Here is a 14,077-nt window from a genome sequence, read left to right as displayed (position 1 = left end):
GATGCTCGCGTCCACTGTGCAATTCTCAACAAACAACCAACCCACAACCCACAAGCCCCACACCAGCAACCCCACCCCACCCACAGGCAGAACAGAATCCGGTATGCGAGACCAGGCCATGCCTGGCAGACCACCGAAGCTCACGCTCCAGAACAGTCCCTCCGAAAAAACAACCACGCGGGTTGTTCCTTCAGGACCCAACAGGGTGCTTACATCTCCACACCAGCCGCACCAGGAAAACCGTTCCCACCACCGAAGCAGCTGTACTAGGTCACCCGGCCGTTGCCAGGGAAAGACTTGCCAGTGTCTCCGCCATCCGAGCACCCCGACCCGACATTCGCGGGCCGCGGGCTCCATACCAGCTTTCGCCGGATGGTGCTCCTTAGAAAGGAGGTGATCCAGCCGCACCTTCCGGTACGGCTACCTTGTTACGACTTCGTCCCAATCGCCAGCCCCACCTTCGACGGCTCCCTCCACAAGGGTTGGGCCACCGGCTTCGGGTGTTGCCGACTTTCGTGACGTGACGGGCGGTGTGTACAAGGCCCGGGAACGTATTCACCGCAGCGTTGCTGATCTGCGATTACTAGCGACTCCGACTTCACGGGGTCGAGTTGCAGACCCCGATCCGAACTGAGACCGGCTTTTTGGGATTCGCTCCACCTCACGGCATCGCAACCCATTGTACCGGCCATTGTAGCATGCGTGAAGCCCTGGACATAAGGGGCATGATGACTTGACGTCATCCCCACCTTCCTCCGAGTTGACCCCGGCAGTCTTCGATGAGTCCCCGCCATAACGCGCTGGCAACATCGAACGAGGGTTGCGCTCGTTGCGGGACTTAACCCAACATCTCACGACACGAGCTGACGACAGCCATGCACCACCTGTGACCGCCCCCGAAGGACCTCACATCTCTGCAAGTTTTGCGGCCATGTCAAACCCAGGTAAGGTTCTTCGCGTTGCATCGAATTAATCCGCATGCTCCGCCGCTTGTGCGGGCCCCCGTCAATTCCTTTGAGTTTTAGCCTTGCGGCCGTACTCCCCAGGCGGGGCGCTTAATGCGTTAGCTGCGGCACAGGGAACCGGAGAGGCCCCCCACACCTAGCGCCCAACGTTTACAGCGTGGACTACCAGGGTATCTAATCCTGTTCGCTCCCCACGCTTTCGCTCCTCAGCGTCAGTATCGGCCCAGAGACCCGCCTTCGCCACCGGTGTTCCTCCTGATATCTGCGCATTTCACCGCTACACCAGGAATTCCAGTCTCCCCTACCGAACTCTAGCCTGCCCGTATCGACCGCAGGCTTGGGGTTGAGCCCCAAGTTTTCACGGTCGACGCGACAAGCCGCCTACGAGCTCTTTACGCCCAATAAATCCGGACAACGCTCGCACCCTACGTCTTACCGCGGCTGCTGGCACGTAGTTGGCCGGTGCTTCTTCTGCAGGTACCGTCACTTGCGCTTCGTCCCTGCTGAAAGAGGTTTACAACCCGAAGGCCGTCATCCCTCACGCGGCGTCGCTGCATCAGGCTTCCGCCCATTGTGCAATATTCCCCACTGCTGCCTCCCGTAGGAGTCTGGGCCGTGTCTCAGTCCCAGTGTGGCCGGTCGCCCTCTCAGGCCGGCTACCCGTCGTCGCCTTGGTAGGCCATCACCCCACCAACAAGCTGATAGGCCGCGAGCCCATCCCAGGCCGAAAAACTTTCCACCAAACCCCATGCGGAGCAAGGTCATATCCGGTATTAGCCCCCGTTTCCGAGGGTTATCCCAAAGCCTAGGGCAGGTTACTCACGTGTTACTCACCCGTTCGCCGCTCGAGTACCCCGAAGGGCCTTTCCGCTCGACTTGCATGTGTTAAGCACGCCGCCAGCGTTCGTCCTGAGCCAGGATCAAACTCTCCAACAAAAACCTGTTGAACAGCAATCCCGACAACAAACAAATGTTGCCAAAGGAATCCCAGCCAACCAAACCCGAAGATTCAGCCGACCCGGGGTATAAAACAATTGGCACTGGCTTTACAAGCACCCTGTTGAGTTCTCAAAGAACAACCACACACCAACCCAAACCACCGCACTAACGGTGACCCGACCGGGGCATTTCGCTCACTGCGCCCCGCGCTCCCGCGCTGGGCACTTTTACTACGTTACCCGGTGGTATCCGCCGTGTCAAACCGCTCTGTAGCGATCCGCACCACTTCCACCACATTTTCCACACACCACGAACACACCCGGCTCACACCGGAAGCCCTCATGATTTGCGCCAGGCCGGCCGGTGCGGTCTCCCACACGCTCGCCCGGTTCCCTGCCGACGTCACACACTACCCGGTCGGTTTCGCCCCGTCGCATCGACCCCTGGCCGATCCGGAAGCACCACCCGAGATCAGATACCGCGCTCCGGCCTCCAGGTCTTTCGCCCTGTTTCGTCCGTTCCGCGCTGGCAGAGAGAAAGTTACGCGCCCGCCGAGTTGATCGTCAAATCGGCAGCGGGCGTCCCCGGTCACACACCGTGCCGGTAGCCCCGGACCGGCTGACGCCCCCGGGCGGCGACCGTCGCTGAACTGCGCAAAGACCACTGGGGTGAGGGCCGGGTGGCCGAACGGTCAGAACCTGCGACCACGGTCGGCGACCACGTCCCCTCCTCGACGCCCCGGCTGCACTGCGGCACAGCGGACCTCAGCTCCGGTCCGTCACCGCCGGGAAGGCTCGCCGTCGCACGCTGCTGTCAGCCCGGGCCCGCCGCCGGGCTGACCGGACGAAGTACCGCCAGGCGCCGCAGAGGCGGGACCGACGACCGCACTGACGCGCGCCGATCCGGAGCGGGTGCGGCGGACCCGCTGGCCGGCCCGGATCGGTGGGTGGACCCCACCGGGGCCCGGTCACCCGGAACATCGGTCGCCGGTAGTGTTTCGCCCCATCGCGGGCCGTGGGGGCGCCCGCGCGGACCTGGATCACCGAGGAGTACGGAGGCTGGCGCCATATGTCCACCGGGGAGGATTCGTACGCGTCGCGTGACGACGGGTCGGCACGGCCGAGCTTCGAGCTCGCCCTGCGGGGCTACGACAAGCGGCAGGTGGACCGGTACGTCGAACACATGGACGGCGCGCTGTCGACGTTGACCGCCGAACGGGCCCAGGCGACCGGTCAGATCCAGGGCCTGACCGCGCACATCCAGCGGTTGCAGGCGGAGCTGACCGAGTTGCGCCAGCGCCCCGCCCAGGTGGACCGGGCGTCCTTCCGCGACCTCGGCCCGATGGTGGATCAGATTCTCGCCCTGGCCGAGAAGCAGGCCGCGCTGATCACCGACTCGGCCACCCAGCGGGCGAACCAGCTCCAGGGTGAGGCGGAGAAGACGCTTGTCGAGGCCCGGGACCGGACCGCGCAGGCGCTGCGGGACCTGGACGAGGAACTCGCCACCCGCCGTGACGAGCAGGAGAAGGCGTACGAGGAACGCCGGTCGGCCGCCGACGCCGAGCTGGCCGAGATCAGGGATCGGGCCGAGAAGCTGCGGGCCGAGGGGGAGGCCGCCCACGAGCGGGCCCAGCAGGAGGCCAAGCGGATCAGCGAGCAGACCGCGAAGCAGATCACCCAGACCAGGGCCGCCGCGGAGGCGTTGACCAAGGCGGCCCGGACCCAGATCCAGCAGGAGATCCAGGCGGCCCGGACGCAGAGCCAGCAGGAGCTGGCCCAGTGGCAGGCCACGGTGGAGCGGGAGGTCGGCGAGCGGCGGGCCGCGGCCGAGCAGGAGCTGGCCGAGCAGCGGGCGGCGGCGGAGCGGGAGCTGACCAACCAGCACAGCGCCGCCGAGCAGCAGATCGCCGCGTTGATCGCCGAGGCGCAGCAGTACGCCACCGAGGTCCGTCAGCGGGCCGACGAGCAGACCAGCAGCCACCAGGAGCAGCTGACCACGGTGCAGCGGGAGATCGCCGACCGGCAGAAGACCCTCGCCGAGGTGCAGGGCGAGCTGGAGACGGCCCGCGCGCAGCTGGCCGAGATCCAGCAGGAGGGTGACACCACCGAGCGGGAGTTGGCGCGTTCCCGGCAGCGGCTGGAGGAGGTGCGTCGCGACCTGACCGCCGAGAACCGACGGTTGGAGGAGGCCCGGCAGGCCGCCGAGAGCGTGGAGCGGCACGCCAAGGACGTGCGGGCCCGGGTGCAGCGGGAGGCGAAGCGGGTCGCTGACCTGGCCGCCGCCGCCGTGATGGCGGCCGCCGCCGGGGGTGGGGAGACCGCCGAGTACCCGACGGTGGCGGCCCGGCAGCCCGCCGAGCCGCCGGTCGGGGCGTCCACCGAACCGCCCGCCGGCAAGGTGCCGACCAACGCCTGACGAACGGGTACGGCCCGGGGCGAATTCGCTGTCGCCCCGGGCCGGTGGGACGTAGCCTGACGGCCCCGTCACCACGACCAGCGAACGAGGTGTGTCCCGTGCCCGTGCTCCGTGTGCCGACCGTCCGCTTTCCGCGTCCGTCCACGCACCTCCGGAGTCATCGACATGGATCTCGACCGTAGTTTCGTCATCCGCGAAGGCGACCTTCGCATCCTCAACCCGTTCGACGCCGACAAGCTGGCCACCCTGGGGCGGGTGATCCGGCTGCGCCCCGACGACGCCCTGCTCGACCTGTGCAGCGGCAAGGGTGAGCTGCTCTGCACCTGGGCCCGCGCGCACGGGGTCCGGGGCACCGGTGTCGACATCAGCACCGCGTTCACCACCGCCGCCCGACATCGCGCGGCCGCCCTCGGGGTGGCCGACCGGGTCCGTTTCGTCCACGACGACGCCGCCGGGTACGTCCACCCCGGGCCGGTCGACGTGGCTGTCTGTCTCGGTGCGACCTGGATCGGCGGGGGTGTCACCGGCACCATCGACCTGCTGGCGCGGGCGCTGCGTCCGGGCGGGATGCTGCTGGTCGGGGAGCCCTACTGGCGGCGGGAGCCGCCGGACCGGGAGACCGTCGCCGGTTGCCACGCCACCGTGCGGGACGACTTCGACGACCTTCCCGGGCTGATCGGCCGGATGCAGGGGCACGGCTGGGATGTGGTCGAGATGGTCCTCGCCGACCAGGACAGTTGGGACCGGTACGCCGCTGCGCACTGGCTGACCCTGCGCCGCTGGTTGGACGCCCATCCCGACGACGCTCTCGCCGGGTCGCTGCGGCAGGAGCTGACCGAGGACCCGTTGCGGCACGTCAGGTACCGGCGGGAGTACCTGGGCTGGGGTGTGTTCGCCCTGCTCCGACGCTGAGCCGGCACGGGGCGGCCCGGCCTCGGGCCGCCCCGTGCGGGCCGGTCACGGCGACGCCGGGGGGGTCGCGTGGTCAGTCGGCGGTGATCTCGTCCAGCACCCGCTGTTGGAAGGCGCGGGCCGCGGCGGCGGACGGGGGCGGGCCGCCGGTGCGGGCGTCGACGCAGCGGCGCACCAGCCCGGGGTCGCGGCCGAGGGTGATCACCCGGTGGCCGGCGGCGGTCTTGGACAGCCAGTCGCCGTCGCGGAGCCGGACCAGCGCGCGGCAGGCGTTCAGCACGGCGTCCTCCGCGCCGGGGGCCGGGGCGTCTCCGGGCGGGGCGGGGCGGGCCAGCCACCAGCGCAGCGCCGCCACCATCAGCGTGCGCAGGTCGTCCGGGGACGGGTCGGCGAAGACCGCTGCGGCCGGCGGGCCGGTCAACGGGTGGCCCCGTTGGTGCAGGATGCTGCGGTCCAGGGCGTACCAGAAGCGGCCGTCGGCGGCGGGCCGCTCGGCCGGGTCGAGGGTGACCCGCGTCGGCATCGCCGCCCCGGTGTTCAGTTCCACCTCGAAACCCGGTTCGCAGGTGCCCGAGCCGGCGACCGAACGGGTGTAGACGACCAGTTCGAGGCCGCGTGCCGGGCAGGGCAGCGCCTCGTGTCGCAGTCGGGTGACCAGTTCCTGCCGGGTCGGTCGGGGTAGCGCGTCCCGGCAGACCAGCGCCACGTCCACGTCGCTGCGGCCGGGCTGGTACGCGTGCAGCGCCACCGACCCGGCGGCGTAGCCGCCCACCAGTTCCGACCCGAGCAGGTCGCGGGCGACGCCGAGCAGGTCGGCGAGGTAGCGGCGTACGGCGGGGTCCATGCCGGCCATCCTGCCGGCAGCGCCGGTGGCTGTCGTGGAGCGGGTCCGGCGGCCCGGGCTCCGGCCCGTCGGGTGGAGTCGGGTGGGGGCACCCCTGGCGCGGACGCCACGGGTGGGACAGACTTGAGGCCCGACAGCGAGGACGGGGGCATGGCAGGCTCCACACAGGACGATGCGGCGGCGGAATTCGTTCGGGAACTGACCCACTGGCGTCACCAGCGGGGCATGTCCAAGAAGGAACTGGCCGAACGCACCGGTTTCGACCCGTCGTACGTCAGCCACATCGAGAACGGCCGGCACCAGCCCACCGAGGAGTTCGCCAGGCGGGTGGAGCTGGTGCTGGACAGCGGTAACCGGATCTGGCAGCAGTACGTGGCCTTCGCCGACCGGCGGGGCCCGGGGGGACGCCGTTCCCCGCTCGGCCCGACCGCGGTTCCGCCCCCGGCCGGGTCGCATCTGGTGATCGAGGACGAGCAGGCCAGCCTCTCCCTCGTCGACGGGGTGTACGAGTGCCGGTTCCGGCGGGTGCTGCACAGCGTGGGCACCGAGCCGATCACCAGGCACACGGTGCAGATCGACATCGACCGGTTCCCCGATGATCCGGCCCGGTCGACGGTCTTCCACGGTCGCCATCCGCTCACCATCGACGAGGTCGACTTCCGGGCGAGCATCGGCGTCGACCAGCCGGAGCCGATGCGGTGGCGGGTCGGGCGCAGCCGGGACGCCTTCCTCAAGATCGTGCTGTTGCTCGACGGTGGGGGCACCCCGATGCCGCTCTATCCCGGCCAGCGCACCGTGGTGGACTACGCCTACCGGGTGCCGGCGTGGAAGTTCGGCGACTGGTTGCAGCGGGACATCCGGCTGCCCACCCGCAATCTGGTGATCCGGCTCGACTTCCCGGCCGAGACGGGTCCGACGGTCTGGGGCAACGAGACCTCGTTCACCGCCGAGAGCAGCGCCGAGGTGCGCCCGGACGGTCGGGAGCGGCAGGGGCGGATCGCGTACGAGTGGGTGGTGCCGCGGCCCCGGTTGCGGGCGCAGTACCGGGTGGAGTGGCGCTACGCCGATCCACGCGCCGCCCTGGTCGACGCGCCGTCGGATATCCGACCCCTTGCCTGCTGAACGCCGTTGACGGTTCGGCCGGACGTTCCCACCGGACGGGCCGACAGGTGTCGTTTCCGACAGATCCGGCCGGTTGTTCGGGCTCGGCATAGCGGTGTGCCGGGCCCGACCGTTAGGCTCAAAGGCTGAACGGGGCCGACGAAAACATCGTTTTCGCTCGATGCGGGTTGCGAGTATTGGCTGGTAGTGGCACTGGAAGGCAGGCTACAGTGACCCGAGAAGGTGAGCCTGGGCCGCGATACGCCCACCGCGCGGACAACAAGCGGGTGGCGTACGAGGAGACCGGTGCTCCCGACGGGTTCCCCGTCTTCCTGATGCACGGCACACCCGGCAGCCGCCGGGGGCCGAAACCCCGGGGCATCGTGCTCTACCGGATGGGCATCCGGTTGATCGCCTACGACCGCCCCGGTTACGGCGACTCCGACCGGTTCGAGGGCCGGGACGTGGCCGACGCCGCGCGGGACGTGGAAGCCATCGCCGACCAGCTCCGACTGGACCGGTTCGCGGTCGCCGGCCGCTCCGGTGGCGGGCCGCACGCGCTGGCCTGCGCCGCCGACGAACGCCTGCGCGGCCGGGTGAGCCGGGTCGCGGTGCTGGTGAGCTTCGCCCCCTCGGAGGCCATCGGGCTGGACTGGTTCGAGGGGATGAACGGCGACAACCAGCGGGGCTTCGGCAACGGCCGCCCGGACACCGAGATCGTCGTCGAGGAGATCCGGCAGCGGGCCGCCCGGGCCGCCGAGGACCCCCGGTTCCTGCTGCGGGACCTGATGGCGCAGATGGGTCCCCCCGACCGTCGGGCGATCAACGACGCGGCGCTGCGCGGGATCATCTTCGACACCTACCAGGAGGCGCTGCGGGCCGGCCCGTACGGCTGGATCGACGACGTGCTGGCGTTGCGCCGCGACTGGAAGTTCGACCTCGACGCGATCGACACCGTGGTCACCCCGGTACGGCTGTGGCACGGTGCGGACGACACCTTCGCCCCGGCCAGCCACGGCCGCTGGCTGGCCGCCCGGATTCCCGGGGCGGAGATCGAGGTGCAGCCCGGCGCGGCCCACTTCGACGCCATGGGGCAACTCCCCCGCATCCTGCGGTGGCTCGGCGAAGGGCAGGTGCCGACGGGCACCGACGTGCTCATCGGTGCCCGGCCCGGTCAGTAGGGGTGCGGGTCGAGGACCCGCCGCACGTACCGCCCGTCGCGCAGCACCACCACACTCGGGTGTTCCTGCCCGATCCGGTCGGCGAGCCGGTCCGCCAGCCGTATCCGCCCGATGCTGACCTTTCCCCCGCTGGCCGCCTGCCGCGCCGTCTCCACGTTACCGAGGCTGCGCAACGTGTCCGGATGGTCGGCCCCGAGCACCGCGGTCAGCCGGGCCACCACGGCCTGCAACCGGGTCAAGCCCTCCTCGGGCTGCCCGCTGAGGAGGGTGAAGACGGCGGCGTTGTTGTCAGCGCCCATGCTGAACGGATGCTCCGGTCCGAGCACCTCGCGCAGCCCGTCGGCCGCGGCCATGGTGATCGCGTACGCCTCATCCTGCGTCCCGGTGTCCCACAGCGCCACCCCCTGGTTGAGTTCACACACCAGCGTGTAGGGATGCCGTGCCCCGAACACCTGGGTGAGCGTCCGCTGCATTTCCTCCAGCTCCGACCGGGCCTGCGCCGCCTGGTCCTGGAGCATCAGGTTGGCCGTCCGGCTCAACCGGCACAGCAGGGTGTCCGGGTTGGTCGGCCCCACCGTGGCGCGCAGCTGGAGGTAGGCGTCGTCGAGCAGCCGGCCCGCCTCGGCGATCCGGCCGGTGCTGCGCAGTGACGCGGCCAGGTTGGCCTGGTTGATCAGCAACTCGCGGAACTGGTCGCCGAAGAGCCGGCGGTAACCCTCGATCACCTCCTCCAGCAACGCCACCGAGCCCTGGTAGTCGCCGGTCTCCCGCAGGTCGCGGGCGAGGTTGCTGGCCGACAGCAGGGTCCGCGGGTGGTCGGGGCCGAGCACGACGCGCAGCCGGCGGTAGGTGGTCTGGTCGGTGTCGAGTGCCCGGGTGAAGTCCCCGGAGAGCCGGTAGGAGGCGGCGAGGTTGTTGGCCGCGTTCAGGGTGCGCCGGTGGTCCTCCCCGAACACCTCCACGGACGCCCCGTGGGTCAGCAGGTCCTGCTCCAGCGCGTCCTGGTAACGGCCCAGGGCCCGCAGGTCCGCCGCGTACCCCCCGGCGGTCATCAGGGTGTACGGGTGGCTCTCGCCGATCAGGTCCTGCTGCTGGCGCAGGGTCTCCTCGTCGAGGGTCCGGGCCTGCTCGAACCGGCCGAGGCTGCGCAGCAGGTTGCCCAGGTTGAAGCGCAGGTTGAGCAGTTGCACCCGCAGCGAACGGTGGGCGCCGGTGTCCGGGGACAACCCCTCCAGCATGGTCGTCCAGGTCTTGTCGGCCTCCCGGGCGTACTGCGCGCCCTGCTCGAAACCGCCGTTGAGGAAGATGTACCGGACCCGGTCGATGACCAACTGCCGGACCGTGTCGTCGTGGCAGGACACCGCCTCGGAACCGTCCAGGTGGGGCCACAGGTGCCGGTAACCGGACTGGAAGGCCGGGTCGTCCACCTCGCCGGAGGGGCGGGAACCGGCGAGGATGCGGTGCACGTCGTGCTTGACCTCGGCCAGTTCCCGCTCGGACATCCGGGAGCGCAGCGCCGCCTGGAGCAGCCGGTGGATCTGTACCCGCTGGGCGAGCAGGTCCACCTTGATCAGGGCGAGCCGGTTGATCCGCTGGACCAGCGCCGCGGCGATGTCCCGTTCGGAGACCCGGTCGGTGACCTGCGCGGCGACCAGCGGGTCGTGCGGGGCGATGACCTTCGCCACCTGGTCGCCGTAGAGCAGGTCGAGGGCGATGTCGGGGGCGAGCACCGAACCGAGCTGGAGCAGCCGGTAGGCGCCCGGGGACTGCTCCCGCAGGCCGGCCAGCGAACGGCCCCACACGTCGCTGTCGGGGCCGGTGCGGGCCAGCCCGGCCAGGTAGGTGGCGACCGAGTCGGGGCTCTCCGCCAGCCACGCGCCGGCCAGCGCCACCAGGATCGGCACGTCCTCCACCGCCTCGGCGACCTGCTGCGCCTCGGCCACCGTCATGCCCCGGCGGCTGGTCCGGCTGATCAGGTGACTGACGCTCTCGCCGCGCTGGAAGGCGTCCACGTCGACCGCGCGGGCCAGGTCGGCCCAGTCCGGGTTGCGGGTGGTCACCAGCACGTGCCCCTCACCCTGGGGAAGGAACTCCCGGACGTGCTCGTACTGGTCGACGTTGTCGAAGACGATCAGCCAGCGCAGCGGTGGCCCGTCGACGCCCCGGCCGCCGCCGTGGCTGAGCCAGTCCCGCACCGCCCGGGTGTTGTCCGGCACGTTCTGCAGGTCGGGCAGGCCGAGCCGGCGGCCCAGGTCGGCGAAACGGACGTCGATGAACTGCATCGGGTCGGCGTCCACCCACCAGACCACGTCGTACGCGCCGTGGAAGCGGTAGGCGTACTCGGCGGCGAGCTGGGTCTTGCCGATGCCGGCCCCGCCGCGCAGCGCCACCGGCACCCGTTCCCGGGCCGCCGCCTTCAGCTCCTCGCGCAGGTTCAGCAGCAACCGGTCCCGCCCGGTGAACCGTACGTTGCGCGCCGGGGCGTAGAAGACCAGCGGTTCGATGCCCGGGTAGCGGGTGGCCGGCGTCGGGCGGTCCCGGCCGTCGCCGGGCCGGCCGACCAGTTCCCACACCTGCTCGGCGGCGGCCGCGGCGCTGCGCTCGTGGACGGTCGCCCAACTGCCGGGCGGGGTGTCCACCGACGGGGTGGTGTCGTCGAGGTGCAGCGCGAGCAGCGGGGGCCCGGCGGCGTTGCCGAGGGCCCGGCGGGCGGCGAGGTAGGAGCGGGAGACCAGGTGCAGCTCGCGGGAGGCCGTGCCGGCCGGCACCGTCGTCTGGACGCCCAGCGGGGTGGCCAGCACCCGCAGGTCGGCGGCGTGCAGCGCGGACTGCACCCACTCCGCCCACGCCTGGTCCTCCGGCACGTAGCGCAGCACGATCAGCTCGTCGACGATCACCGGCTTGCGTTCGAAGCGTTGGAAGGTCTGCCGGCGCAGCCCTTCGTCCATCCGGGGCAGCCCGGCGACCATGCCGTTGGTGATGTGCCGGGTCAGCGCCTCGTACGCCGACAACAACCCCCGGCTGCCCGGCACGTCGCCGAACGTGGCCAGGGTCTCCTCGTAGGCGTAGTAGGCCCGGTAGGGGACCTCGACGGAGAGCCAGTAGTCCTGCCGTTCCAGCTCGGTCATGCCGCTGGGCAGGCCGGTGAACCGCTGCATGGCCAGCGCCCGACCGGCGTCGGTCTTGGTCTTCTCCCCCTCGTCGACCCGCATCGGCACCGGCAGCACCCGGCGGGCGCGGCGGCCCTCGTAGTCGCGGACCCGGGTGGCGACCGAGGCGGCGCCCTCGATGCCCTGGTCGCTGAGGGTGAAGCAGTCGACCAGCACGTCGGGCAGGTGGATGGTGCAGATCTCGGCGACGTCGCTGATGCCGGTGCGGCTGTCGATCAGGGTGTAGTCGTAGTGCCGCTTCATGTCGGCCCGCAACGCGTCGAAGAACTGCGCCCCGCCGAGCCGGTTGTAGAAGTTGTCCCAGTTCAGCCCGGTGACGCTGGTGGCGTAGTCGGGGTTGTGCCGGCCGGCGAGCAGCAGGTCCAGGACGCCGCCGCCGGGGAACTCCCAGCTGACCGAGAAGGCGTGCTTGTGGACCCGGGCGTACTGGCGGTGCCAGTCGCCGGGGCGGGTGTCCTCGCCCTCGCGCCGACGGCGGGCGTTCTCCCACTCGTAGTCGAGGATCAGGTCCATCACGCCGCCGGTGGAGGCGACCTGCTCCGGGTCGAGGAACGGGGCGAAGAACCGGTGCAGGCCGGGGGATTCCAGGTCCCAGTCGGCGGCGAGCACCCGGTGGCCGTTCGCGGCGAGGATCCAGGCGGTGTTCGCCAGCGCCATCGTGCGACCGGTGCCACCCTTGTACGAGTAGAAGGTGACGACCTGGCCGTCGCGGGGTGGAGTCATCGTTCTGCCTTCCCTCGCCGTACGTCGAACGGTCCGACCGGCCCCAGGCTCGGCTTCGGATCGTGCGGGCCCTCCGGCGGATCGACCGGCCCGTGCCGGAGGAACTGTTTGCGCGCCTCGGTGACCAGCAGCGGCGCGCAGCGCTCGAACTCGTCGATGGTGCGCACCGGCAGCACCCGGGGAAACCGGGCGTCCTGCAAGGTACCGGCGATCTCCTCGGGTGTCGGCTCGCCACGCGCATGGTCGGCGGCGATGACGAGCGGGACCACCCACTGCGGCAGCCCGTCGAGTGCGACCCGGGCGGCGTCGGCCCCGACCCCGGCGTCCACCAGCACCACCGCCGGGCTGTGCGGGGCCTGGTCGCGGGCCTCGGCCAACCCGACCACCCGGGTGGGCAGACCGAGCCGCTCGGCGGTCGCCGCCACGTAGTCGGCCACCGCCAGCTGGTGCTGGTCGCCGTAGGGCCGCCAGCGGGCCCGGTCGGCGGCGAGGGTGGTGACCACCAGCGTGGCGCCCGGACCGTCGGGGACCGGCCGGCTGGTCACGGTCGTCGCCCGGGACCGGGCGAGCGGTTGCTGCTCGGTCACCCGGACGATCCGGTCGGCCAGCGCGTCGCGCAGCCGCCGGTACTGCCGGCCGTAGGCGCTGAGCTTGCACAGCGCGCGCAGCCCGTTCTCGGCGTAGACGGCGCGGTCGTCGGGGTCGTCGGTCAACGTCAGCGCCTGGACGATCTCGGGACGGTCCTCCCAGGACGGTAACGGCATCCAGAGCACCGGCAGCAGGTGCCGGTCGGCCTGTCCCGCCGGCAGCCGGGTCAGCCGGCTGCGGAACGAGTCCCGTTCGCCGAGCGCCCAGCCGTTGCGGAAGTAGTTCGGCGAGTACAGCGGCACGAACACGTGCGCGACGCTGAGCGCGTCGGTGAGCGTACGACGCAGGTCGACGCCGGGACTGACCTGGCCGTCGAAGAAGCCCGCCCCGATCTCGACGGTGCGTCGGGGATGGTCCCGGACGGCCGTGGCGAGATCCTGGAAGAACTTGCCGACCCAGTAGTCGGTGTCCGGCCGGGCGGCGTCGGACAGCGGGACGGAGTGCGCGTAGCTGAGGTAGAAGTAGGTCTCCTGCCCGGGGAGCCCGACCGGGGAGGTGTCAGACCAGGTCATGCCCGTCCTCCTCGAACCGGTCGCGCAGCTGCCGCAGGTCGGTCGGCACCGCCGGCTCGACCCAGTGCGTGCGGTACGCGCGGGCGATCCGCTGGGCCAGCCGCCAGACCACCGCGTCGTAGGCGTCCTTGCCGTTGCTGCCGAGGCTGAGCAGGCCGTAGATGCCCTCCTCGTGGTACTGCGGGGCGATGTCCGAGGGTAACCGGGTGGGGGAGAACATCTGCCACCGCGACACGGCCTCGGGCATCCGTCGGCGCTCCACCACCGACCAGTTGACCGGGATCACCGGCGTCTCCCCCGCCGACAGCTCGGCGTCCGGGCGGGGTACGACCTGCCGCCTGGTGAACGCGTCCCACTCCCTGGCGCACCACTGGCTGCGCAGGTAGTGCGGGGAGATGAGCGGGATGAAGACCTGGCAGTGGCCGACGGCGGAGGCGAGCTCGTCGGTCCACAACTGCCCTCCGTCGAGCATCCGGTCCATGAACCCGGCCGTCCGGCCCGGGCCGAGGCCGAGCAGCTCGACGACATGGTCGGAGAGGTCGACGAAGAGCTGGAAGACCTTCTGGTTGGTGTCCCGTGGGGGCGCCGCCACCCGGGTGCGGGTGCGGGCATAGCTGAGGAAGAACACGGGGGCTCGCTCGTCCTCCCTGAACTGTTCCTCCGCCAC

Annotated in this window: 8 protein-coding genes and 1 rRNA gene; 4 read left to right on the top strand and 5 right to left on the bottom strand. The window is 70.6% G+C overall.

The features are described from left to right. Window positions 1–386 precede the first annotated feature (386 nt). A 16S ribosomal RNA gene (locus ACN267_RS08145) occupies window positions 387–1,901 on the bottom strand. A 1,071-nt stretch (window positions 1,902–2,972) separates the two neighbouring features. On the opposite strand from ACN267_RS08145, the gene ACN267_RS08140 reads away from it, so the two are divergent. Both ACN267_RS08140 and ACN267_RS08135 read left to right on the top strand, forming a co-directional pair. Continuing rightward, on the top strand, window positions 2,973–4,319 hold the full coding sequence (locus ACN267_RS08140; RefSeq protein WP_421488318.1) for a DivIVA domain-containing protein: 1,347 nt from the start codon (window positions 2,973–2,975) through the stop codon (window positions 4,317–4,319). 165 nt (window positions 4,320–4,484) lie between these two features. Next, the gene (locus ACN267_RS08135; protein WP_421488317.1) at window positions 4,485–5,231 is read left to right on the top strand and encodes an SAM-dependent methyltransferase; all 747 of its coding nucleotides are present in this window, start codon (window positions 4,485–4,487) and stop codon (window positions 5,229–5,231) included. Window positions 5,232–5,304: 73 nt separating this feature from the next. Here ACN267_RS08135 and ACN267_RS08130 read toward each other — a convergent pair whose 3' ends face one another. Further along, window positions 5,305–6,075, bottom strand: coding sequence for a nucleotidyltransferase domain-containing protein (locus ACN267_RS08130; protein WP_204960722.1), 771 nt, complete (start codon window positions 6,073–6,075; stop codon window positions 5,305–5,307). A gap of 150 nt (window positions 6,076–6,225) precedes the next feature. Here ACN267_RS08130 and ACN267_RS08125 point away from each other — a divergent pair, with 150 nt between their 5' ends. Further along, window positions 6,226–7,197 (top strand): helix-turn-helix domain-containing protein, encoded by a 972-nt coding sequence (locus ACN267_RS08125; protein ID WP_204960721.1) that lies wholly within the window; start codon window positions 6,226–6,228, stop codon window positions 7,195–7,197. A gap of 209 nt (window positions 7,198–7,406) precedes the next feature. Further along, entirely contained in the window at window positions 7,407–8,357 is a 951-nt protein-coding gene (locus tag ACN267_RS08120; RefSeq protein ID WP_421488316.1) for an alpha/beta fold hydrolase, read from the top strand. Here the strand turns inward: ACN267_RS08120 and fxsT are convergent. The 3 genes from fxsT to ACN267_RS08105 are packed head-to-tail and all read right to left on the bottom strand — an operon-like array spanning window position 8,351 to window position 14,077. Beyond that, complete coding sequence (gene fxsT, locus ACN267_RS08115; RefSeq protein WP_421488315.1) at window positions 8,351–12,250, bottom strand: FxSxx-COOH system tetratricopeptide repeat protein; 3,900 nt, start codon at window positions 12,248–12,250, stop codon at window positions 8,351–8,353. The genes ACN267_RS08120 and fxsT overlap by 7 nt on opposite strands. Continuing rightward, a complete protein-coding gene (locus ACN267_RS08110) occupies window positions 12,247–13,410 on the bottom strand; it encodes a TIR-like protein FxsC (protein WP_204960718.1) in 1,164 nt (387 codons plus the stop codon). Before ACN267_RS08110 ends, fxsT begins: the two co-directional genes overlap by 4 nt. Continuing rightward, window positions 13,397–14,077, bottom strand: a complete 681-nt coding sequence (locus ACN267_RS08105) for a TIR-like protein FxsC (RefSeq protein WP_204960717.1) — start codon at window positions 14,075–14,077, stop codon at window positions 13,397–13,399. Before ACN267_RS08105 ends, ACN267_RS08110 begins: the two co-directional genes overlap by 14 nt.

The sequence above is a fragment of the Micromonospora sp. WMMD734 genome, assembly GCF_049178975.1.
In the GTDB taxonomy this organism is placed as follows: domain Bacteria; phylum Actinomycetota; class Actinomycetes; order Mycobacteriales; family Micromonosporaceae; genus Micromonospora; species Micromonospora wenchangensis.
This window is presented reverse-complemented; position numbering and strand designations above follow the sequence as displayed.